We start from the raw sequence: 20,800 nt of genomic DNA on the forward strand, positions 1-20,800 counted from the left end.
GCTGAGCAGAACGAAATCAAAATGAGTATCCCATGACGGATGAAGTTCTCGCTCGGCGTGCGCCAAATCACCGCTTCTTATGGCCCGTTCTGGCGACGCTTCTGGTGATCAGCTGGAGTTCCGGTTTCGTCGGCATCCGTTACGCCAGCGAGGAGGCGAGCGTCATCCTGGTCTTGTTCTGGCGCACCTTTCTGTCGGGACTGACACTGCTGCCCTTCGCGCTGACCATTGGGCCGAGGATGCATCTGCGCATTGTGCTGGGCCAGATGCTGTTCGGCGTGATGTCAGTCTTCCTCTATCTCGGCGGATTCGCTCTCGCCATCGAGCAGCGCGTGCCGACGGGGCTGGTCGCACTGATTTCTGACCTCTTGCCGCTGGCGATTGCGTGCCTGTCGCAACCCCTCCTGGGCGAACGGCTGACGCAGCGACAATGGCTGGGGACGGCAATCGCCGTGGCGGGCGTTCTGCTCGTTTCGCTCGAAAGCCTGAGCTTCGGCGAGGCCCCGCTCTGGGCCTACGGGCTGACGGCCGGCTCGATGCTGGTCTTTGCCCTCGCCTCCGTTCTCTACAGACGGCGGCGCGAGGCGCATATGCCTGTCCATCAGAGCCTTTGCATCCAGACCCTGACCGGCTCGGCCTTGTTTTCGTTCTGCGCCTTCATGCAGGGCAACATGATCCCGCCGATGAGCGTCGATTTCGCCATCGGCATGGCATGGCTCGTGCTGATTGCGACCTTCGCTGCCTATTCGGTCTACTACACCAGCCTTCGACTGTTCCCCGTGGCGCAGGTCAGCGCCGCGATCTACCTCAGCCCGCCTGTCACCATGTTATGGGCCTGGGCTCTATTTTCCGAGCCGCTGACGGCAACGATGTTCATCGGGCTGGCGGTGACACTGGTGGGCGTCTGGATGACCTCGCGAGCGTGAACGCCGCCGGAGCAAGCAAGAAGCCGCAGCTTCCCTTTCTTGACCGCGGTTATTCCAGGCGGCGCGCTTCCAGCGGCGCGTCCTGTCTGAACCCCTCGAAATAACGGCCGCCATGCAGGGCAAGCTCCCGATCGGCCAAAGCCAGAAATCGGGTGCCGTCGCCCACTACCGCCAGTCTGAACGCCGCGTCGAATTCGGCTGCCAGTTGCGCATCGAGCTTCTTCATGAGGCGCGGCGCCCATTTTCCGCGGCCGGTCCATGCGCCGCGTCCGAGGAGGATCAGATCGGCCAGCTTCTGATAGAGCAGCGCGGCGATGGCGGCGACCTCCTCAGGCGGGCGGGTGCCGCGCAGATCATCGGCCAGATCGGTGACCTGGTAGCGCAGCATGTCGTAGTCTGCCCCGGCAAGAGGTTTCGGTCCTGCCGCCAACATACTTGCCGCCATTGCCTGGATGACGCGCGCGCTGTCGATATCCGATCCCACTATACAGCCCGTCGCCACCATGTTGACCATGATCGGATAGCCGCTGTCTGCGTCCTGATGGAGGTAATGCGCCAGCGTCTGCGGGTCGTGGGCAAAGGCCTCGACCGGAAACCCATCCGCGCTGAACGATTCCCGCCAGGCTCTTTCGAGCGATGGGAACACCACGACCAGATCGATATCCGAAAAGGCGCTGCCTTCGCCGCGCATGATGGAGCCGGCGACATAGGCGAATGCGGCCCCGGCATAACGGCTGGCGATGCAGTGGCGGGCGACGGCCAGCGCCCACTCCGCAAGAAGATGTTTCTGGATATCGTCCACGATCTCGTCCTCGAATACGGGAGACGAGCGGGAACAAAAAACCCGCTCGTTTCCGGCGGGTTGGTTTCAGCAGCAATGAACTGAATTCAGTTCACGCGTCTACCACCCACCGCGGCGCGGTGGTCGTAGACATCGTCGAAACTGCAAAAATCAGGCTCATGGCGGTAACGATACCGCTGGATAGTGATAGCGTCAATGCACCAGGCGCCGGCCAAGGACGCTTCCCCGGCGCGCCGATTTCCGTCTAAGATGACCCGCAAAGCAAGACTCGAAAAAGGAAGAGCCCGCCAATGTCCGATCCCGCCACCGTCATCCCGCTTCCGCAACCGGTGTTGTTGCCGGTCGAAAGCAGCGCCGAGCGTTTTCCGGTGCGCCGCGTCTATTGCGTCGGGCGCAACTATGCCGACCATGCCATCGAGATGGGCCATGATCCCAGTCGCGAACCGCCCTTCTTCTTTCAGAAGAATGCCGACAACCTGCTGCCGGCGGGCGATGCCTTTCCCTATCCGTCGCTGTCATCAGACGTGCATTACGAGGTCGAATGCGTGCTGGCGCTGAAATCAGGCGGCGCAAACATCGAGGCTGCGGACGCGCTCGACTGCGTCTATGGCTATGCCGTCGGCATCGATTTCACCCGCCGCGACCTCCAGGGCGAGGCAAAGAAGCTTGGTCGCCCCTGGGAGGTCGGCAAGGCCTTCGAACATTCCGCCCCTATCTCCCCAATCGTTCCGGCAAGCCGCCTCGGCCACCCCGCGCAGGCGAAGATCTGGCTGGAACAGAACGGCAAGCGCGTGCAGGACGGCGATCTCAACCAGATGATCTGGAAGGTGCCGGAGATCATCGCCGAACTGTCGAAGCTCTTCACTCTCGCAGCCGGCGATATCATCATGACCGGCACACCCGCCGGCGTCGGCGCGGTGGCCAGGGGCGATCGCATCAATTGCGGCATCGACGGCGTCGCCACCCTATCGGTCGAGGTCGTCTGAGGAGAAAGCAATGACTGTCTACGCGCTTGGCGGATCGACGCCGAAACTGCCCGCCGCCGGCCTCTATTGGATCGCCCCGGATGCCAACATCATCGGCCAGATCGAACTCGGCGAGAATGTCGGCATCTGGTTCGGCGCCGTGCTGCGCGGCGACAACGAAAAGATCACCGTCCGCGAAGGCACCAACATCCAGGAAGGTGTGATGGCCCATACGGACATGGGCTTCCCGCTGACGATCGGAAACGGCTGCACCATCGGCCACCACGCCATCCTTCACGGCTGCACCATAGGCAACAACACGCTGATCGGCATGGGCGCCACCATCCTGAATGGTGCGAAGATCGGCAACAACTGCCTCGTCGGCGCCAATGCGCTGGTGACGGAGGGCAAGGAATTCCCCGATAACTCCCTGATCGTCGGCGCACCTGCCCGCGCAGTGCGCGTACTCGACGAAGCGGCGGTCGCAGGCATCCGCCGCTCGGCCGAAAGCTACATCGCCAATTGGCAACGATTTGCTCGGGATCTCCATCAACTGAGTTGATCGAGCAGATCGGATAATCGGGCAACTCCGTTGCCTCAGGCAAGAATATTGACGCACGGTCGAAGTTTTGATCAGAATTGTTTCGTGTCAGCCGGAGCGACTGCCCGTCATGCAAATATCAGAGAACCTTGCGGAACTGCTCGACCGGCTCTTCCACCAAAATGCGACGTGGGAGGAACTTATCAAGGAGATAAGGGCTGCCTCAGGGTTGGACCTCTTCGAGGCCGAAAAGATCGCGCTCTCACATCAAGGTTGGCGGCGGCTGTGCAACCATTGGATCAACCATGACCGTCAATGTAAAAAGCAGGCGGTCGGGCACATCAAGCACCGTGGAGCAAATTCGCTCATTACGTTAGTCGGCGAAAAATTCGTCATCGTCGAACCGAAAGCGAATTAGGTATCGAACCCATTGTCCGCCAAGGCGGCGCTTACCAGACTCCCGGAATCCACCGCCACCGCACTCGCTCCATATAGTCCGCATAGCCCTCGAGGCCTTTGCGCAGTTCGGCTTCCTCGCCGAGCGTCCGGCCGAAGAGGACGATAACGATCAGGCCGGCGGGGATCAGCGCGTAGAGAGAGCCGAGCGACAGCGCCATGCCGAAGACCAGCACGAGGGCGGTGGCGTATCCGGGATGGCGGATGATGGCATAGGGGCCGGTGTCGATCACCTTGTGGTCGCGATCGGTCTGGATGCGCACCGTCGTCTCGAAATGGCGGTTGACCGACTGCGCCCAGGTCAGGCCGAGATAACCTGATATCATCAGGATATAACCGATCAGCACGACCCACTCGGGCTGCAGCGCCCAATGGAAACGCCCGTCGTCGAGCGCCCCGATCGGAAGAATGGCGGCAAAGAGCATGATCGTCAGCGTCGCCACCACCGCGTCCCAAGGCTTGGTGCCTTTCTGGTATCGGCTGCGCGCCGTAAACAGCTCTGGATTCGTCCGCCAGATCCAGATGATTGCGACAACTGTCAGCACAAGGAACAGGCCGAGAAAAATCCACCCGCGCGGCCAGTCGAGCGTGCCCGCCGGCCAGAACAGCGCGGCAAACATGACAGAAATGGTGATGGCAAGCGATCCGAGAGATGGCGCCGCGGCGAATGAGTGACCGGGCCGAGTGTCCCGCTGCGTCATGATCGCTCTCCGTTCCATTAGAGCGCCGCGCATCCTCTTAGACGCGCAGAAGGACGCTGAACATGGCGGATTTCGTTCAAAAAATCACGTTACTCGGCGGCTTCGAGAAACAGGCTGTTTCGTGAAGATGAGGCAAGTGCCTGAACCCTGGCTTCCGCCTTGGCGATCAGTTGATAGAATTCGTCCTGCGCTTCGACGTCCAATTGAATGACGGCATTGACGTCGTCGGGCGTATCGCAAACGCAGGCGACCGCAGAAATCGGACAGATACCGCCGGGATAGCGTCTGCCGGTGCCCGTATAGGCGCGACGTCCCCAACGCTCGGAATAAACCGTCTCTTCCCGCTCAAGCTGCAGAATCGTTCCCTTGCAGGCGGTCACGATAGCCGCCTTGCCGTAGGCGAACCAGTGATAGTTCAGCCTCCGGAGTATATATTTGCCGGTGATATCTTCGCCAGCCAGTTCGGCAGGGTTTTCAATCATTCTAATCATGACGGCTTCCTCAACGTTTAAACAATATCCGTCATGTCTTCGCGCGCAGCAAGTCAAAAAACGCTGCTTTTGGAGACACTTAGTCACAAAGTGTTTCCGATTCTTACATTAACCACGCGCCGATCACCCCTTGTGCACACAATTCTTCGTCGAATTTCCCGCTACCTGCTACCGATTTCGTCATTCCGAGGTGGCAGTCACGTCGATGTCCCCTTGTGTTTTTCGGCGCGGGCTCGATATGTCTCCCTGATTGGTCCGAAGAACGCACCGTTTTTCATCCCAAGAAGCGGCCGACTGCTTCGCTAGTTGGTCACCGCAGGAGAGTTTCATGGTCGACGCGATCAACCCCATCTCCGCCACCGCCGCGCCCGAACCCACCAAGGTCGGCACCAGCACCTCGATCGACTCCGAACCAGACAACGCCTGGGTCGCCGCCCGCCAGTCGCAGATCACCGCCGATCAGTTGGCAGCAAAGAGGGCCGTGGAGAAGGAAGCCGCAGCCGATCTCATTCCGCACGCGGATCTGATCGTCGACGACGAGGAGCATCCGCAAAAGCGGCACCGGCATGCGGCATCGGAAGAAGGGGAAGAGGCCGGCGAACAGGCGGAACAGCCGGCCTTGTCAGGCGAAAGCGATCGGATCGGCACCCGCAATTTCGACGACGACACGCCCTTCGGCGAGCGCGTCGACATCATCTGATCAAAAGCGCACCAAAATCGCGCCTCCACATCACATTGATGGCATTCATCTTCAACTTGGCCCCGAGCAGACGATCAGCAACAGCGCTGCCGGAAGCTACGAATGCAAGCGCTGAAGCGCTTCACGTGCCAACTCGTCGACCCCTTCCAACTGGTCCGCCTTGCTCGGTTGATCCGCCAGCTTCCGGAGGTCGCCCTCAAGCGCTTCAACAACCTCCATCGACAGCTTTTCGACGATCAGTTGAAAGCAGAAATATTTTTGAGGGGAGTCATCTCCTCGGAGAACGCGCGACACCGGGTCAACAATTGGCATTCCGAGTGAGACGAGAAAACGAGCCAGAGGTGGAGCAATAGGCCAGTTGCCGTCCGCCGTCCACGCCAGCAAGTCATCCAGGATCGGAGCGATCGCAGGATAACCAGCGCTCTCGATACCAGAAAGAGCGGCAACGTCGTGCTTGTCACGAGGGACGAGGCTCCTTGCATCGAACACGCCAATCACTCCATCTTGTTGGGCCTCTCCCCACCCCGAAGCTGGGCTTTGATTGCCACTTTGTCGATGGCCGACCAGACCTCGACGATCTTGCCGCCGCGAAATTCGTAGATGACGTTCTCGGTGAAGGAAAGGCGCCTGCCGTTCACATCGAGGCCGAGGAATTTTGCCTTCGGCCTGCAATCGAAGCCGAGTCGGCAGGCGATGTATGGCGGATCGCAAAGAAGCATCAGCACCTTGAAATAGAGATCGGGAATCTCATCGAAGTCCCGCTCGAGCATTGCGACGTAACCCGACAGCCCGAGGCGCCGACCGTTATGAACTGCATCGTCGCCGACGAACTGCCCGAGATTGGGCCAGTCCTGCCTGTTCAGGCAGGCGATGTAGCCGCGGTATATCTTCGCGAGTTCGGTTTTCGTCACGCGATCGTCCCTGGCTTGGATTCTCAGGCAAAGATCGCGCCGGCATCTGCACTTGCCAGCGGCGAGCGCGCCGCCTCGAGACTTTCAGTTCAAGAGAACTCGCCTGCACGGGGACCAGCAAGCGTCACGCGCCAGCCCGTTCGCGATTGGAAATCCTGAGTGGCCAGAAACGTATAGCCCGTGGTGCGCCAGAGCCTGACGGCGCTGGTCAGATTGTCGAGCACATAATCGCCGCCGTCCGTCCGGGCAATGAGAACGACATGGTTTTGATCGTGCGGTCCAATCACCACGGAAAGCGCCAACCTGTTCGATGGAAAACCAGCTTCGATCAGGTCCTTCATCTTCTGGAGAGCGTAGTCCTCACAGTCCCCACGGCCGGCAACCGGCAGAGACCAAACATCCTTATTTCGGGAAGACGGGCGATCTTCCGCGGGAATGATACGTCCATTTACGGCACGATTGACCTTTTGAAGTAGCGCTGTTCCTGCCTGATCATTCAGCTGTTGCGCCGCCATCCTGCCGCACAGCCACTTGTACTTGGCGCAGGCTGCGGCGAATCCCACGGGTGCGCCGATGCTTCGCGTCACAGGAAGCGATGATCCCGCAACCGCTTGAAAATGCAGAAGAATGAATAAAAAGGCAGCGAGCGAAAAGAGGCGCTTCATAGCCGATTCCTTTTATTTGTTGCGAAACAATAACATAGGCACAATAAAAATTTAGTAAAATTTTATACTTGCGAATTTAACTGTATTAGATGAATTAGACAGATTAACCATCATCTATTCTTCGTATTAATTTATTGTTAGTGTAAGAGTTCTCCCCATTAACATTCGGTTAACCTTGGGAGATGGATTGAAATGATCAGCAGAGCAGCGAAATTCAGCATCGCCGTTGCTTCCCTTCTGGCAAGCAGCAGCTTGGCAACGGCAGCGCCGGCAGTCGTTAATTGCAAGGCCGCAGTTCGCGGAACACTCGAATACAGGCTGTGCATGCCGACCAGAGCAATTCAGTCCGATAGCAGGTTCAATCCGAACGATAACGATCGCGGCAGCCAGAACATTGGCGGCGGCAAGAAGACATCCAGCACCGGCTCCGTCGCCAGCAATGGGAATAATGGCGATGATGGTAATGGCGACGGCAATAGCGACGGCGACGGCAGCGGCGACGGCAATGGCGACGGCAGCGGCAGCGGCGACAATGGCGGAAAGGACGATCACGGCGGCAAGGGCCATGGTCATCACGGCGGCAAGGGCGGGAAAGATCACGGGCACGGCAAGGACGGTCCGGGCCACGGTGGAAAAGACCATCACGGCGGCAAGGACCGCGATCATCACGACCACGACAAGGGCGGAGAAGATCACGATCACGGCAAAGGTGGCAAAGACGGCCCAGGCAAGGGCGGCAACGACGGCCCAGGCAAGGGCGGCAATGACGGTCCGGGCAAGGGCGGCAATGACGGTCCGGGCAAGGGCGGCAATGACGGTCCGGGCAAGGGCGGCAACGACGGTCCGGGCAAGGGCGGCAACGACGGTCCGGGCAAGGGCGGCAATGACGGCCCCGGCAAGGGCGGCAATGACGGTCCCGGCAAGGGCGGCAATGACGCCCCCGGCAAGGGCGGCAATGACGGTCCCGGCAAGGGCGGCAATGACGGTCCCGGCAAGGGCGGCAATGACGGCCCCGGCAAGGGCGGCAACGACGGTCCCGGCAAGGGCGGCAACGACGGTCCCGGCAAGGGCGGCAACGACGGTCCCGGCAAGGGCGGCAACGACGGCCCCGGCAAGGGCGGCAATGACGGCCCCGGCAAGGGCGGCAACGACGGTCCCGGCAAGGGCGGCAATGACGGCCCCGGCAAGGGCGGCTCTGAATCTAAGCCGGACTAACCCGATCGGGGCAAAAGAAAGTGAGAGGCGAGGCCGGGTTACCGGCCTCGCCCTTTTTGATCGCCGCTTTGTGATCGGCGTCTAATAACGTCGGGATCTTACGGGTTCTGCCATCGCAATAGCCCGCGAGGCGATCGTCTAGCGAAGGCGAGGAAGCTTATGCCGCACAGGCCTCGCACAACCCACGGATCTCGATCGTCGTCTTTTCAGGCTTGAACTTCTGCCCGCGCACCCATTCCATAAGTCGGTGATCGACCTCGTGGTCGTGGAACTCCGTCACCTGGCCACAGCTTTCGCAAATGGCGAAGGCGACGATGCCGTGGCTGTGGCAATCGTCGCCCGGATGGGCGCAGGCGACGAACGAGTTGATGCTTTCAAGCCGGTGCACCACGCCATATTCGAGCAGCTTCTCCAGCGCCCGGTAGACCTGCAGCGGCGCGCGAAAACCGTGGTCGCGCAGCTTATCGAGGATGGTGTAGGCGCTGAGCGGCCCTTCGGCCTTTTCGAGCACGTCGAAGACCAGCGACTGGTTCTTGGTCAATTGCGGTGTCGTCATGAGCCTTGTCCTTGCATGACCGCGCGGTGGCGCCTGACCGGAAGCAGGCTGAGAATGAAGAGGATCAGCGCCGCGACCACGATCGAGGGGCCCGAGGGCGTGTCGTAGGTGAGCGAGCCGAACAGCCCGCCGACGACGGCGACCGCTCCAATCAGCGAAGCGAGCACTGCCATGATTTCCGGTGTCGGCGAGAAGCGCCGCGCCGCAGCCGCCGGAATGATCAGCAGCGAGGTGATCAGCATGATGCCGACGATCTTCATGGCAATGGCAATGACGACGGCCATCAGCAGCATGAAGAACAGCCGCGCCCGCTCCGGCCTCAGCCCCTCGGCCTCGGCGAGCTCGGCATTGACGGTCGCAGCCAGGAGCGGCCGCCAGAGCCAGGCCATTGCCACGAGCACGAACAGCCCGCCACCCCAGATTAGCGCGATGTCGGTCGTGGAAACGGCAAGGATATCGCCGAACAGGAAGGCGATGAGATCGATCCTCACCCAGCTCATGAAGGCGACCATGACGAGGCCGATCGCCAGTGTGGCATGTGAGAGGATGCCAAGCAGCGCATCGGCTGACAGCGCTTGGCGCTTCTGCAGGAAGAGCAGCAGCACCGACACGAGCGCGGCAACGGCAAAGACAGCCAGCGTCAGGTTGAGTTCGAAGAGCAGCGACAGTGCGACGCCGAGCAGCGCCGAATGGGCGATCGTATCGCCAAAATAGGCCATGCGCCGCCAGATGATGAAGCAGCCGAGCGGCCCTGTCGTCAGCGCCAGACCAACGCCGGCAAGAATGGCGCGCACGAAGAAGTCGTCAAGCATGGCGGTCCTCCGTGGCATGGGTATGCGGATGGTCATGTTCGTGGTGGTGCCCATCATGACCATCGTCGTGCTCATGACTGTGGTCATGCGCGTGATGCCCGTCATCGGGATGGCAATGGTCGGTCACCGTGCCGTCGGCATGTTGCACGCGTCCATCAGGCAGATGCGTATGATCATGGTGATGGCTATAGACGGCAAGCGTCTGCGCCGCCCGGCTGCCGAACAACTGCACATATTCCGGGCTGCGGCTGACCGACTCGGGCGTACCGCGGCAGCAGACATGGCCGTTGAGGCAGATGACCGTGTCGGTCTCGGCCATGACGACGTGGAGATCGTGCGAAATCAGCAGGATGCCGCAGCCCGTCGCATTGCGGATCGATTTGATCAGATCGTAGAGGGCGATCTCGCCGGAGAAATCGACCCCCTGCACCGGCTCGTCGAGCACCAGCAGATCGGGCTTGCGCGCTATCGCCCGGGCCATCAGCGCCCGCTGGAACTCGCCGCCGGAGAGATGCTGGACCTCGGCATCGAGCATATGGGCGATACCGGCGGATTCGAGCGCCGAGAGCATATCGCGCTCGGGCAGCGGTCCGGTCAGCGTCATCAGCCGGCGCACCGAAAGCGGCAGCGTCCAGTCGATCGTGAGCTTTTGCGGAACATAGCCGACCTTGAGGCCGGCCTTGCGCTCCACCCTGCCCTGATCAGGCTTCAACACACCGATCGCCGCCTTGGCGCTGGTCGACTTGCCCGAGCCGTTCGGCCCGATCAGCGTGACGATTTCGCCGCGCGAAACGGAAAAGTCAACGCCGCGCACCAGCCAGCGGCCATTGCGCAGAACGCCGACATTTTCAAGCGAAACCAGCGGTTCGGCCCTGATACCAGCGGGGGTCCTTGCGGGAGAGAGCATCAAATTTTCCGAAAGTGCTGTTGCGTCCTGCTATTGCACACGTTATAGCATAACGCAATTGATGTAATAACATAACAATTGCAATTCAAGGGAAGCATATTGATGAAACGCGCCTTGGGGCCTGCCCTTAAAATCTTGGCCCTCCGAATGCCGGCCTTCACAATCCCGGCCCTGGCGATCCCCGCCCTACTCTTTGCCGGCACCATGCGGGCAGCCGATGCGCCTGTCGTCGTCACCTCGATCAAACCGATCCATTCGCTGGTTTCGGCGATCATGCAGGGTGTCGGCGAACCCGAATTGATCGTCGATGGCGCGGCCTCCCCGCATACCTACAATCTGAAGCCATCGAATGCCCGCGCCCTGCAGGAGGCCAAGGTGATCTTCTGGGTCGGCCCCGGCCTCGAGGCCTTTCTCGAAAAGCCGCTGCAGGCGCTGGGTCGGAATGCCAGCATCGCCGAACTCGACAATGCCCCCGGCCTCGTCAAGCTGCCTTTCCGCGAAGGCGGCGCCTTCGAGCCGCATGACGACGGCGACGAGCACGACAGCGCTTCCGGTCATGAGCACGATAAGGCCGAAGCCACGCACGGCGCCGAAGCCGACCACGACCACGGTGCCTTCGACACACATCTCTGGCTCGACCCGATGAATGCCAAGGCCATGGCGACCATGATCACCACGACACTGGTTGCCGCCGATCCCGCCAATGCACTGACCTATCAGGGCAATGCCAAGGCGCTGGACGACAGGCTGGATGCACTCGATACCGAGATCAAGGGCATTGTCGCTCCCGTCAAGGGCAAGCCCTTCATCGTCTTCCATGATGCCTACCAGTATTTCGAGCACCGCTACGGCATCCGCGTCGCCGGCTCGATCACCGTCAGCCCGGAAACCATTCCGGGCGCCGAGCGTGTTTCGGAAATCCACCGCAAGGTCGGTGAACTCGGCGCCACCTGCGTCTTTGCCGAACCGCAGTTCGAGCCGCGCCTCGTCAATGTGGTCATCGAAGGCACGCGCGCCAAGTCAGGCGTACTCGATCCCGAAGCGGCAACACTGAAGGCCGGCTCCGATCTCTACTTCACCCTCATGCGCGGCATCGCCGACAGCATGAAGGACTGCCTCTCCAGCGCATGACTGTCATGCGCCGCTCCGGAGACAGCTGAGGCGGAAAGAGGCGGACAACCCCGTTCCGCCTTTTTTCAGCACACTGAACGTAATGATATAACATTATAATGATTTGATGAGGTTCCCATGGACAACAGACTTCCCGTCACGGTGCTCTCCGGCTTCCTCGGCGCCGGCAAGACGACGCTGCTCAACCATGTGCTGACCAATCGCGAGGGTTTGCGCGTCGCGGTTATCGTCAACGACATGAGCGAGGTGAATATAGATGCCGCGTTGGTGCGCGACGGCGGCGCCAACCTCTCCCGCACCGAAGAGCAACTGGTCGAGATGACCAATGGCTGCATCTGCTGCACGCTGCGCGACGACCTCTTGAAGGAAGTGCGCCAGCTCGCCGATCAGGGCCGCTTCGATTACCTCCTGATCGAATCGACCGGCATCGCCGAGCCCCTGCCCGTCGCCACCACCTTCGAATTCCGAGACGAGAACGGCCAAAGCCTCTCGGATGTGGCAAGGCTGGATACGATGGTGACCGTCGTCGACGCCGCACATCTGCTTGCCGATTATGCCTCGGCCGATTTCCTCGCCGACCGGGGAGAAACGGCCGGCGACGGCGACAACAGAACCATCGTCGACCTGCTGGTCGAGCAGATCGAATTCGCCGATGTCGTGGTGCTGAACAAGATCGGCACGGCAGCCGAGGAAGAGCGCGACGCCGCCCGCAAGATCGTCACCGGCCTCAACCCGGATGCACGGCTGATCGAGGTGGATTTCGGCAAGGTCGCCCTGAAAGACGTGCTCGGCACCGGCCGCTTCGATATCGACAAGGCCGAGACCCATCCACTCTGGTATAAGGAACTGCACGGCTTCCGCGACCACCTGCCGGAGACCGAAGAATACGGCATCCGCTCCTTCGTCTACCGCGAAAAACGCCCCTTTCATCCGGCTAAGCTGCAGGACTTCCTCGACAGGACATGGCCAGGCGTGGTGCGCGCCAAAGGCTTCTTCTGGCTGGCGACGCGCCCGCACCATGTCGGCGAGATCAGCCAGGCGGGCGCGATCGTGCGCACCGGCAAGATGGGTCTCTGGTGGGCGGCAGTGCCACGCGAACAATGGCCTGAGGAACCGGCCTTCATGCGCGCCATCGGCCCCTATCTCGACCCCGTCTGGGGCGACCGCCGCCAGGAAATCGTCTTCATCGGCGCCGATCCGATGGACGAAGCCTGGATCAGGAAGGAACTCGACGCCTGTCTGGTCGACGCCACTGTGTTTACACCGGAACGCTGGCGCAACCTGCCCGACCCCTTCGCCAGCTGGAACAGGCAGGCGGCATGACAGCGAAGGCAATCAAACGCTATCTCTGCGTCTGCCAGGAATGCGATCCTTTGCCACCGATCGAAGGGCTGCATCCGCTGACGTATAAACCGGACACAGAGACTGAAGCCCGCAAACCGAAGGGACTTCTCGGCATCATCGCCGGCCGGGTAGCTTTGCGTCGGCAGGACTAAGCGATCACAACCGACGCAGCGAGTCTGGCGCGAACGCCGCCTCACCCTCCTTCATTCCTGTACTTGTCACAGGAATCTAGTGTGCCCAAGTCTTTGAGCACGCGAGACTTCCTTCCGAATGAGAGTCATTCACGGCGCAGACGCGCCGTGGCTGGATTCCTGTGACGAGCACAGGAATGAGGAAGGATAGAGAGAACGACGATCTTATCCGAGACGGAAGCGCTTGCCGCCGCAGAGTCAAAGCCGAAGCCGCCCTTTCCTGATCTATCGACCGATCAGCGACCGGCAATAATGCTGGAGATGATACCGCTGGTGACGCCAATCAGCAGGTAGTCATTGTCGGCCCGCACCCAGCGATAACCGCGGGGCGGAGGCGCCAGCCGGTAGCGGCGGTAGTCGTTGACATCGGAGAACCGGCGACGTTCGCTGGCGTTGACGCGGTATCCCCTCTTCCAATGCGACCGGACGACCACCTTCTTCTGCTCGACGTGGGGACGGCGGTGATCGTCGGCGCTGGCCTGGGAAACAACCATCGGGGAAAGAAGGAAGGAGGCGGAAAGAAGAGCTGCAAAAATCTTTTTCATGTGGGATTCCTCATGTTGGGCACGTGACCAAACTAGGGCCGAAAAGATGAACCGAAACTGAAATAAAAATTAAACTTTTGTAATCAAATCCAATAGCTACGGGTCGAAGTTTATATTTTAGATTAATCTTATACATGGTAACAAATATTCTATCGCCGCAGACGGGGCATCGGCGCGGCCGGCCAGTTCGTCCTTGGAAGCCCTTGGCAGCACATCGGGGCGGGATTGAAGAAAAGACAGTTGCGGGGCATCCGAGGATGAGCCTAGGGCGGCGCGCCCTTCCTGTGCCCATCGCCTGGAAGACGCCGCCGTGGAGGGTCGCTGCGGATGGCGGCCGACGGGCATGCCCTCGATTCGATATCTTGCCTATCGCCTAAAGGTGCTCGCGATTGGCATAGCGAGATGCATAAACTTGAAACGGGCGCATAATCGAGTTCGAAGCGACGCATTAGGAACAGGAGAATTCTGCATGTCCCGTGAGGGGACGATCAGATCAAGACAACGAAGACCACAATGGAGGAAAACATGCCCGGTATCAGCATGCGCTATATCGTCGACGACGTCGACGCCGCGGTGGAATTCTACACAAGACATCTCGGCTTCTCCGTCGCGCTTCGCCCCGCGCCGAGTTTCGCCATCCTGACCAGGGACGGTTTTCGTCTGTTCGTCAGCGGCATGACGGGACCGGGCGGAGCATCTCAAGCAATGCCCGACGGGCGAAAGCCGGAGCCTGGCGGATGGAATCGTATCCAGATCGAGGTCGGAGACCTGGAGGCGAAAGTCACCGCGCTGCGCCAAGCCGGTGCGCGCTTCCGCAACGAGATCGTGCAGGGCATCGGCGGCAAGCAGATCCTGCTCGATGATCCGGCCGGAAACCCGATCGAGCTCTTCGAAGCACCCAAGCGGTGAATGGCGCGACGCCGGTCATGCGGTTGCCACGCATTTGCAGTCATCAGCAAACCGACGCAGTATTTCGATCACGGCTGCCGGCGTTGGCATCTCTCGCCGCGAGGCTGGCCGGAACGCCTTGCCACCAGTGTGCGAGCGTGTAGTTTCGGATTCCTATCAATTCGAAGGCAGGGAAAACATGTCCGATTCCGCCGGCGGGCTCTCCGACTATATCGGGATACTAGCCGTGTTTCTTCTCGTCGCCGCCAATGGCTTCTTCGTTGCCGCCGAATTCGCCCTGGTGTCAGTCAGGCGTAGCCGCGTCGCCGAACTCGCTGCGGCAGGCCGCATGAACGCCTCGGCACTTCAGCGCGCCGTCGACAATCTCGACTCCAACCTTGCAGCCACCCAGCTTGGCATCACCATCTCGTCGCTCGCCCTCGGCTGGGTTGGCGAACCGGCGCTTGCCCATCTGATCGAGCCGCTGCTGTCCTGGCTGCCCGGGCAATGGGCGACGGCGGGCGCGCATACTGTTGCCGTCGTCATCGCCTTCGTCATCATCACGGCCCTGCATATCGTGCTCGGCGAGCTCGCGCCGAAGAGCCTGGCGCTTCAACGCAGCGAGGCCACTTCGCTTGCCGTGGTGCGCCCGCTCGGTCTGTTCCTGGTGCTGTTTAAGCCGGCGATCTTTGTCCTGAACGGCATGGGCAACATGGTGCTGCGGGGCGTCGGTCTTCGCGCCGGAACCGGGGAATCGTCGTTCCATTCGCCGCAGGAGCTCAAGCTGCTGGTCGCTGAGAGCCAGGAGGCCGGCCTTCTCAACCAGGTGCAGCAGCAGCTCGTCGAGCGGGTGTTCAACATCGGCGACAGACCGATCTCCGACATCATGACCCCGCGTCTCGACATCGAATGGTTCGACGCCGACGACAGCGAGGCCGAGATCCTGAAGACCATCCGCGAATGCAGCCACGAGCAATTACTGGTCGCCCGCGGCTCGATCGACGAGCCGATCGGCATGGTGTTGAAGAAGGACCTTCTCGATCAGGTTCTCGACGGCGGCAAGGTCCGGCCGATGGAGGTGATCAAGCAGCCGTTGGTGCTGCATGAGGGCACCTCGGTCGTCCGCGTGCTCGACAGTTTCAAGGCCTCACCCGTTCGCCTCGCCATCGTCATCGACGAATATGGCAGCCTCGAAGGCATCGTCACCCAGACCGACCTGCTCGAAGCCATCGCCGGCGACCTGCCGGGATCCAACGAAGAGCCCGACATCGTCGTCAGGGAAGACGGGTCGCTCTTGATCGATGCGATGATGCCGGCCTTCGACGCCTTCGAACGGCTGGGCCTGCGCGATCGTCCGGATGCCGATTTCCATACGCTGGCGGGCTTTGCGCTGCATCAGCTCCAGCACATCCCCGAAGCCGGCGAAACCTTCGTCTTCGACAACTGGCGCTTCGAAGTGCTCGACATGGACGGCATGCGTATCGACAAGATGCTCGCGACGCGCATTCCCGCGGATGGGGCGGAGGCCTAGGGCCAAAGAAAGGCTCTAGTTCACCGCCAGCGTCCAGAGCATTCCCGCGGCTGCGCAGGCTAGCAGCGTCGCGATGACGGAAGCCTTGAAGCGGAAGATCGCTATCGCCGCGGCGGCAGACAGCGCCATTGCCGCCGGCACGGCCGATTGCAGCACGGGAATATCGAGCCGCAAGCCGCCAAGCTGGACGGTCGCAACCTCTGCAAACAGCGTGTGCAGGGCAAACCAGATAGCGAGGTTGAGGATAACCCCGACCACCGCCGCTGTTATGGCCGACATCGCGCCGGCGAGCGCTATGTTGCCGCGCAGTTTTTCGATGAACGGCGCACCGAGGAAGATCCACAGGAAGCAGGGCACGAAGGTGACCCAGCTCGTCAGTATCGCCGCAAGGGTCGCAGCAAGCATCGGGTTCAGCGCTCCCGAATCCCGGTAGGCGCCCATGAAGCCGACGAACTGGACGACCATGATCAGCGGCCCCGGCGTCGTCTCGGCCATGCCGAGACCATCCAACATCTCGCCGGGTTTCAGCCAGCCGAAATGCTGCACGGCCTCCTGTGCGACATAGGCAAGCACCGCATAGGCCCCGCCGAAGGTGACGACCGCCATTTTGCTGAAGAAAAGGCCGATTTCGGTAAAGACGTTGTCAGCACCGAAGGTTGCGTAGAGCGCCGCGAGCGGCGCGAGCCAGAGGGCAAGCAGCACGGCCGAGATGCGCAGCGACCAGGCGAGATTCGGGCGCGCATGCGCCGGTATGCCTTCGCCGAGCGCCGACTCCGCATCCGACAGCACCGGGCCGCTTCCGGCCTTATGGCCGCCGCCCGTCTGAAAGGCGGCAAGCCCGAACCTGCCGCCGAGGAAGCCGGCAATGCCGGCCGCGAGCACGATCAGCGGGAACGGCACATGGAGAAAGAAGATGGCGATGAAGGCCGCGGCCGCGATACCGACCATGACGCGATTCTTGAGCGCACGACCGCCGATGCGGATGACGGCCTGCACGACGACGGCAAGCACCGCCGCCTTCAGCCCGAAGAACAGGCCGGCGACGATGCCGACATTGCCGTAAGCCGCGTAGATATAGCTGAGACAGAGGATCGACAGGAACCCAGGCATTACGAACAGCAGGCCGGCGACGAGACCGCCTGCTGTCCGATGCATCAGCCAGCCGATATAGATGGCGAGCTGCTGCGCCTCGGGTCCGGGGAGCAGCATGCAATAGTTCAGCGCATGCAGAAAACGGTGCTCACCGATCCATCGCTTCTCGTCGACAATGATCCGGTGCATGACGGCGATCTGGCCGGCAGGGCCGCCGAAACTCAGGGCGGCGACGCGCAGCCACACCCTGAAGGCATCGCCAAACGAGACGCCGTGATGATGCCCCTCTCCGGTGTCTTCCTCCGCCATTTTGCCACTGGGCGCATTATCCGTCATCTCGACCATCTCATGCTCTCTTCTTCAGCGCCGGCCAGTTGTGGGTTTCCTCGGTCGCATCGCGGCACCAGCGGAAGAAGGCGTCGTAGAGAAGCATCCCGGCCTCGAGCTGTTCCCGATCGTCGGAATACATCCTGGAGAGGCCGAGCGAGGCGGCCAGCAGGCCCGCCGCCTCGGGCGCGAGATCGAGTCTTGCGGTATCCGCCGCCCTGACGATCCGCGCCAGGCGCAGGAGCGGCTCCGATGCCAGCCCGAACTCCTCGACCATGACATCAAAGGTGCAGAGTTCGCCGCGATGGCTCCAGAACACATCATCGATATCGAAGGGCGTAGCCGCGAAGCGCTCGCTGACGGCTAAAACCTCAGGCGCCGGCACGAACAGGAATACGGCGCTCGGATCGACGAAGCGCCGGATCAGCCAGGGACAGGCAATGCGGTCGATCTTCGGCCGCGCCCGCGTCACCCAGACGGTACGTCCCTCAGCGTCGCGGCGCGGCAGCTTTTCCTCGGGCACCGCCAGTCCACCTGTGATCCAGGCTTCGAAGCCGCCTTCGAGGCTCTCGGCGTCGATCCCGGCATGGCGCAGGTAGGCGGCGACGCCATGGCTGAGCTTGCTGCCCTTCTGGCAGACCACGACGACGGAATCGGCATCGACGCTGCCCGCCCAGGACCCGACCTCGGCATGGCTTCGCCGGATCGAGCTGGGCACCAGGCGCGGATCGAGCGCGAAGTCCTCCTCGGTGCGAACGTCGATAATGCAAGGCGCACCGGGGGTTCCAATGAGGCGGTTGAGCTTGTCGGGAGAAATTTCGAGAAATGACGGCATGACGCGTCCCTCCGTTGATCGGTTTTACTGGACGCGATTCTTCAGCATGACGCCTCGTGGGGTGATCGCGACCCCATGCAGAAATCATTCGCAAACAGACTCCGTGGTGTCAAGCGCATTGCGCCCAGGCGGCTTGCCGTCCGCACCGGCGGGCCGCCATCCATCACCGCATCCGATCAGCCGGCAGCTCTACCACCGGGTCTTCTGCCGGTCGCCCGCAAGCATATGATGGGTGAGCGGCAAAGCCGCGAATGCGCGGAACGCCAGTAAAGCGCGAAAAGTGAGTACGAAAACCCAGTCAGCACAAGCGCTTCGGCCCAGAACGGAACAAAATGCCCACTTCTGCATTCTTCTGTCACCGAAAGAGGAGAAAGTACCATGACGTACGACCCCAATAATGCCAACGACCCGAACCGCCCGCTGAACCCAAATCTGGATCTGCGCACCACGCCGAGCGCGCGCAGCAGTAATACGTGGGTTGTCTGGGTCGCTGCATTGGCCGTGATCGCTGTCGCTGCATTCGCCTATTCGCAGTGGAGCACCCCCGGCACATCCCCGGACACGACAGCCTCCACGACCCAATCAGAGCCGGCGCCGGCCAAGCCGATCGCTCCGACCGACAACAGCGTAGCGCCTGCACCGGCACCAGCACCGGCCACTCCGCCGGCTGCCCCTGCACAGCAGTAATCGCTGCTCGTTCAGAAGAAGCCGGCCCAGTGCCGGCTTCCTTTCTGCCGCGAGTTCTTGAAGATTTTTAAGCAAACCCTATTTAAGGGATACTAAATCTGTCTCTGACGGCTGACCACGGAGGTACTGGCAGCCGTTATCGAGACTGATCGAGGAAGGTCGGTGCGAGTTTCGCCCGGCCTTTTTTCTTGACCCTATTGGCAACGCCTCGATCGGGATATTATTTCGGGATCCTGTTATAGAAGGACTGCGGATCGTACACGCATTCGTATTCGAGAAGGCAGAGTTTGCCGTTGGCATCCCTTACCCTTGCGCTGTCGTATTTGTCGCCGAGATTGCACCTGGCCGGCGGATAACGGAAGCTGCGGCCGCCAAAACCCATACGCACAAAAACCGCCTTGTCCTTGCGAATGATCTGCGCAAGCTCCTCGCAACTGTGATCCCTTGCATTGACCTCCACCGCCTCGATGGCAAGAGCTGCGGACGGAAACAACAGTGCGACGGCCAGAACAACGCTTTTCATGGAAACTCCTGAATTGGAGAGAGCCAAGGTAGGGCATCCCACCGCGTGCCGCCAGTCCGGAAACCCTACGAATTGTACGCCTGAGCACAGCCGTGCCTTTTACTTCCCGGCACGCTTGAGAAGTCAGCTAAGGCACGAGCTCTTTGAAGGCAGCAAGACCCAGGTGGACGGGCACTCCTTCGCTACTGCCCCGGCGAGGGCATCGCTACATCCCGATCCATTAAGATGTTTGGTCTACGCTGCCGGCCATGAAACCGACGTTTGGACGCAGACACCTTGCATTGGCAGAGCCGGAGCGGACCAGGGCCGTTCCAGCACGGAAGGTCGATGCGTCGCCCGCCGGAAGTTTCGATTGGCCGAAAATCAGGCGTTACACCAAAAACGCGACCTTGGTCCTGTTGATTGCTACCAAACTTTCGGTTGCGACTATTTACGTCCTTAGGCTAAACGCCTCGCATTCCTTCCAGGAATACGCAGCGCCGATCGCAGTGATGGCGGCACTGTCGTTTTTCATCGTCGCAGCTCTCTGGCTCGCAGGCATGAAACTGAGCGGCGGCGATTGAGGCAACCTCGGTTGGCGCCGTCTGAAGTTGACCGCCACCCGCACTTCCCGCTCCCTCCCTCTCTCACCGGAAGCGTCTAGGGAAAGTTATAGGGCGACGCGGGGTCGAAAACGCAGGCATAATCAAGGATGCACTGCTTTCCACCTGCATCGCGCAAACTGGTCGTAGTGCGCTTATCGCCCATGCTGCATTGGGCGGGCGGATAACGGAAACTGCGGCCGCCGAAACCGACGCGGACAAAGACCTTTTTGTTCTGGCGGATCATCTGCGTAAGCTCGCTGCAGCTATGCTCGCTCGCTTTGACGTTCATGACGGCTGCGGCAAAGGCAGGAAACGGCAGAGACAATGCGACGACAAAAATAACGCTTCTCATAGATCCCTCCCGATACGCGAGAGGGAGATAGGGCGCACGGACCGGCGCGGCCAGCCCTGCGGACAACGCGAACCGTGCCGCTCGCTTCGAGAACGGTTTCCGGCAGGCCGGAAAATCCGGCC

General features: G+C 61.0%; 28 protein-coding genes. 14 read left to right on the forward strand and 14 right to left on the reverse strand.

The genetic code is table 11. The features are described from left to right. The first annotated feature begins 32 nt into the window (after positions 1 to 32). The gene (locus ACM5SV_RS14570; RefSeq protein ID WP_012758148.1) at positions 33 to 926 is read left to right on the forward strand and encodes a DMT family transporter; all 894 of its coding nucleotides are present in this window, start codon (positions 33 to 35) and stop codon (positions 924 to 926) included. A 49-nt stretch (positions 927 to 975) separates the two neighbouring features. On the opposite strand, the gene ACM5SV_RS14575 is transcribed toward ACM5SV_RS14570, so the two are convergent. Beyond that, positions 976 to 1,728, reverse strand: coding sequence for a nucleotidyltransferase domain-containing protein (locus tag ACM5SV_RS14575; RefSeq protein WP_222014146.1), 753 nt, complete (start codon positions 1,726 to 1,728; stop codon positions 976 to 978). A 290-nt stretch (positions 1,729 to 2,018) separates the two neighbouring features. Between ACM5SV_RS14575 and ACM5SV_RS14580 the strand changes: the two genes are divergently transcribed. From ACM5SV_RS14580 to ACM5SV_RS14590, 3 genes are all read left to right on the forward strand, one after another. Beyond that, complete coding sequence (locus tag ACM5SV_RS14580; protein ID WP_222014147.1) at positions 2,019 to 2,714, forward strand: fumarylacetoacetate hydrolase family protein; 696 nt, start codon at positions 2,019 to 2,021, stop codon at positions 2,712 to 2,714. A 10-nt stretch (positions 2,715 to 2,724) separates the two neighbouring features. Beyond that, complete coding sequence (locus ACM5SV_RS14585; RefSeq protein ID WP_222014148.1) at positions 2,725 to 3,255, forward strand: gamma carbonic anhydrase family protein; 531 nt, start codon at positions 2,725 to 2,727, stop codon at positions 3,253 to 3,255. 109 nt (positions 3,256 to 3,364) lie between these two features. Next, a complete protein-coding gene (locus ACM5SV_RS14590) occupies positions 3,365 to 3,652 on the forward strand; it encodes a hypothetical protein (RefSeq protein ID WP_222014149.1) in 288 nt (95 codons plus the stop codon). 31 nt (positions 3,653 to 3,683) lie between these two features. Here ACM5SV_RS14590 and ACM5SV_RS14595 read toward each other — a convergent pair whose 3' ends face one another. Further along, the gene (locus ACM5SV_RS14595; protein WP_222014150.1) at positions 3,684 to 4,391 is read right to left on the reverse strand and encodes a methyltransferase family protein; all 708 of its coding nucleotides are present in this window, start codon (positions 4,389 to 4,391) and stop codon (positions 3,684 to 3,686) included. Positions 4,392 to 4,480: 89 nt separating this feature from the next. Further along, a complete protein-coding gene (locus ACM5SV_RS14600; RefSeq protein WP_003560747.1) occupies positions 4,481 to 4,882 on the reverse strand; it encodes a hypothetical protein in 402 nt (133 codons plus the stop codon). Positions 4,883 to 5,210: 328 nt separating this feature from the next. On the opposite strand from ACM5SV_RS14600, the gene ACM5SV_RS14605 reads away from it, so the two are divergent. After that, on the forward strand, positions 5,211 to 5,582 hold the full coding sequence (locus tag ACM5SV_RS14605) for a hypothetical protein (protein ID WP_222014151.1): 372 nt from the start codon (positions 5,211 to 5,213) through the stop codon (positions 5,580 to 5,582). 96 nt (positions 5,583 to 5,678) lie between these two features. On the opposite strand, the gene ACM5SV_RS14610 is transcribed toward ACM5SV_RS14605, so the two are convergent. From ACM5SV_RS14610 to ACM5SV_RS14620, 3 genes are all read right to left on the reverse strand, one after another. After that, entirely contained in the window at positions 5,679 to 6,071 is a 393-nt protein-coding gene (locus ACM5SV_RS14610; RefSeq protein WP_245459789.1) for a DUF5071 domain-containing protein, read from the reverse strand. A gap of 5 nt (positions 6,072 to 6,076) precedes the next feature. Further along, the gene (locus ACM5SV_RS14615; protein ID WP_222014152.1) at positions 6,077 to 6,493 is read right to left on the reverse strand and encodes an ester cyclase; all 417 of its coding nucleotides are present in this window, start codon (positions 6,491 to 6,493) and stop codon (positions 6,077 to 6,079) included. Positions 6,494 to 6,582: 89 nt separating this feature from the next. Continuing rightward, entirely contained in the window at positions 6,583 to 7,158 is a 576-nt protein-coding gene (locus tag ACM5SV_RS14620; RefSeq protein WP_012758155.1) for a transglutaminase-like cysteine peptidase, read from the reverse strand. A gap of 192 nt (positions 7,159 to 7,350) precedes the next feature. Between ACM5SV_RS14620 and ACM5SV_RS14625 the strand changes: the two genes are divergently transcribed. Beyond that, entirely contained in the window at positions 7,351 to 8,373 is a 1,023-nt protein-coding gene (locus tag ACM5SV_RS14625) for a hypothetical protein (RefSeq protein WP_419425330.1), read from the forward strand. A 157-nt stretch (positions 8,374 to 8,530) separates the two neighbouring features. Here ACM5SV_RS14625 and ACM5SV_RS14630 read toward each other — a convergent pair whose 3' ends face one another. From ACM5SV_RS14630 to znuC, 3 genes are read right to left on the reverse strand one after another with little or no spacing between them, the layout of a single operon-like run. Continuing rightward, the gene (locus ACM5SV_RS14630; protein ID WP_011652680.1) at positions 8,531 to 8,929 is read right to left on the reverse strand and encodes a Fur family transcriptional regulator; all 399 of its coding nucleotides are present in this window, start codon (positions 8,927 to 8,929) and stop codon (positions 8,531 to 8,533) included. Next, positions 8,926 to 9,741 (reverse strand): zinc ABC transporter permease subunit ZnuB, encoded by an 816-nt coding sequence (znuB, locus tag ACM5SV_RS14635; RefSeq protein WP_012758157.1) that lies wholly within the window; start codon positions 9,739 to 9,741, stop codon positions 8,926 to 8,928. Before znuB ends, ACM5SV_RS14630 begins: the two co-directional genes overlap by 4 nt. Further along, positions 9,734 to 10,648 carry a zinc ABC transporter ATP-binding protein ZnuC gene (gene znuC, locus ACM5SV_RS14640; RefSeq protein ID WP_222014154.1) on the reverse strand — a complete coding sequence of 305 codons (915 nt, stop codon included), beginning with the start codon at positions 10,646 to 10,648 and terminating at the stop codon, positions 9,734 to 9,736. The genes znuB and znuC overlap by 8 nt, the downstream gene beginning before the upstream one ends. A gap of 102 nt (positions 10,649 to 10,750) precedes the next feature. Here znuC and ACM5SV_RS14645 point away from each other — a divergent pair, with 102 nt between their 5' ends. From ACM5SV_RS14645 to ACM5SV_RS14655, 3 genes are all read left to right on the forward strand, one after another. Beyond that, positions 10,751 to 11,779 carry a zinc ABC transporter substrate-binding protein gene (locus ACM5SV_RS14645; RefSeq protein WP_017994633.1) on the forward strand — a complete coding sequence of 343 codons (1,029 nt, stop codon included), beginning with the start codon at positions 10,751 to 10,753 and terminating at the stop codon, positions 11,777 to 11,779. 117 nt (positions 11,780 to 11,896) lie between these two features. After that, entirely contained in the window at positions 11,897 to 13,102 is a 1,206-nt protein-coding gene (gene zigA, locus ACM5SV_RS14650; protein WP_113545151.1) for a zinc metallochaperone GTPase ZigA, read from the forward strand. Further along, positions 13,099 to 13,275: a hypothetical protein gene (locus tag ACM5SV_RS14655; RefSeq protein WP_012758161.1), complete on the forward strand. Its 177-nt coding sequence runs from the start codon at positions 13,099 to 13,101 to the stop codon at positions 13,273 to 13,275. Before zigA ends, ACM5SV_RS14655 begins: the two co-directional genes overlap by 4 nt. 275 nt (positions 13,276 to 13,550) lie before the next feature. Here ACM5SV_RS14655 and ACM5SV_RS14660 read toward each other — a convergent pair whose 3' ends face one another. Then, on the reverse strand, positions 13,551 to 13,859 hold the full coding sequence (locus ACM5SV_RS14660) for an RcnB family protein (RefSeq protein ID WP_012758162.1): 309 nt from the start codon (positions 13,857 to 13,859) through the stop codon (positions 13,551 to 13,553). 525 nt (positions 13,860 to 14,384) lie between these two features. Between ACM5SV_RS14660 and ACM5SV_RS14665 the strand changes: the two genes are divergently transcribed. Further along, positions 14,385 to 14,768, forward strand: coding sequence for a VOC family protein (locus tag ACM5SV_RS14665; protein WP_012758163.1), 384 nt, complete (start codon positions 14,385 to 14,387; stop codon positions 14,766 to 14,768). Positions 14,769 to 14,946: 178 nt separating this feature from the next. Next, positions 14,947 to 16,278 (forward strand): hemolysin family protein, encoded by a 1,332-nt coding sequence (locus ACM5SV_RS14670; RefSeq protein ID WP_012758164.1) that lies wholly within the window; start codon positions 14,947 to 14,949, stop codon positions 16,276 to 16,278. A 15-nt stretch (positions 16,279 to 16,293) separates the two neighbouring features. On the opposite strand, the gene chrA is transcribed toward ACM5SV_RS14670, so the two are convergent. Together chrA and ACM5SV_RS14680 are read right to left on the reverse strand one after the other, a co-directional pair. Further along, the gene (chrA, locus tag ACM5SV_RS14675; RefSeq protein ID WP_012758165.1) at positions 16,294 to 17,715 is read right to left on the reverse strand and encodes a chromate efflux transporter; all 1,422 of its coding nucleotides are present in this window, start codon (positions 17,713 to 17,715) and stop codon (positions 16,294 to 16,296) included. Position 17,716: 1 nt separating this feature from the next. Continuing rightward, positions 17,717 to 18,532, reverse strand: a complete 816-nt coding sequence (locus ACM5SV_RS14680; RefSeq protein WP_012758166.1) for a chromate resistance protein ChrB domain-containing protein — start codon at positions 18,530 to 18,532, stop codon at positions 17,717 to 17,719. 75 nt (positions 18,533 to 18,607) lie between these two features. On the opposite strand from ACM5SV_RS14680, the gene ACM5SV_RS14685 reads away from it, so the two are divergent. Together ACM5SV_RS14685 and ACM5SV_RS14690 are read left to right on the forward strand one after the other, a co-directional pair. After that, entirely contained in the window at positions 18,608 to 18,802 is a 195-nt protein-coding gene (locus tag ACM5SV_RS14685; RefSeq protein ID WP_017994637.1) for a hypothetical protein, read from the forward strand. Between the two features lie 108 nt (positions 18,803 to 18,910). After that, complete coding sequence (locus tag ACM5SV_RS14690; protein ID WP_222014155.1) at positions 18,911 to 19,219, forward strand: hypothetical protein; 309 nt, start codon at positions 18,911 to 18,913, stop codon at positions 19,217 to 19,219. 220 nt (positions 19,220 to 19,439) lie between these two features. Here ACM5SV_RS14690 and ACM5SV_RS14695 read toward each other — a convergent pair whose 3' ends face one another. Further along, positions 19,440 to 19,742, reverse strand: a complete 303-nt coding sequence (locus tag ACM5SV_RS14695; RefSeq protein WP_012758168.1) for a hypothetical protein — start codon at positions 19,740 to 19,742, stop codon at positions 19,440 to 19,442. Positions 19,743 to 20,023: 281 nt separating this feature from the next. Between ACM5SV_RS14695 and ACM5SV_RS14700 the strand changes: the two genes are divergently transcribed. After that, the gene (locus ACM5SV_RS14700) at positions 20,024 to 20,305 is read left to right on the forward strand and encodes a hypothetical protein (RefSeq protein ID WP_041935553.1); all 282 of its coding nucleotides are present in this window, start codon (positions 20,024 to 20,026) and stop codon (positions 20,303 to 20,305) included. A gap of 76 nt (positions 20,306 to 20,381) precedes the next feature. On the opposite strand, the gene ACM5SV_RS14705 is transcribed toward ACM5SV_RS14700, so the two are convergent. Further along, entirely contained in the window at positions 20,382 to 20,678 is a 297-nt protein-coding gene (locus tag ACM5SV_RS14705; RefSeq protein ID WP_012758170.1) for a hypothetical protein, read from the reverse strand. Between the last annotated feature and the right edge of the window lie 122 nt (positions 20,679 to 20,800).

Source organism: Rhizobium sp. CRRU65 (assembly GCF_048551595.1).
GTDB lineage: Bacteria > Pseudomonadota > Alphaproteobacteria > Rhizobiales > Rhizobiaceae > Rhizobium > Rhizobium leguminosarum_J.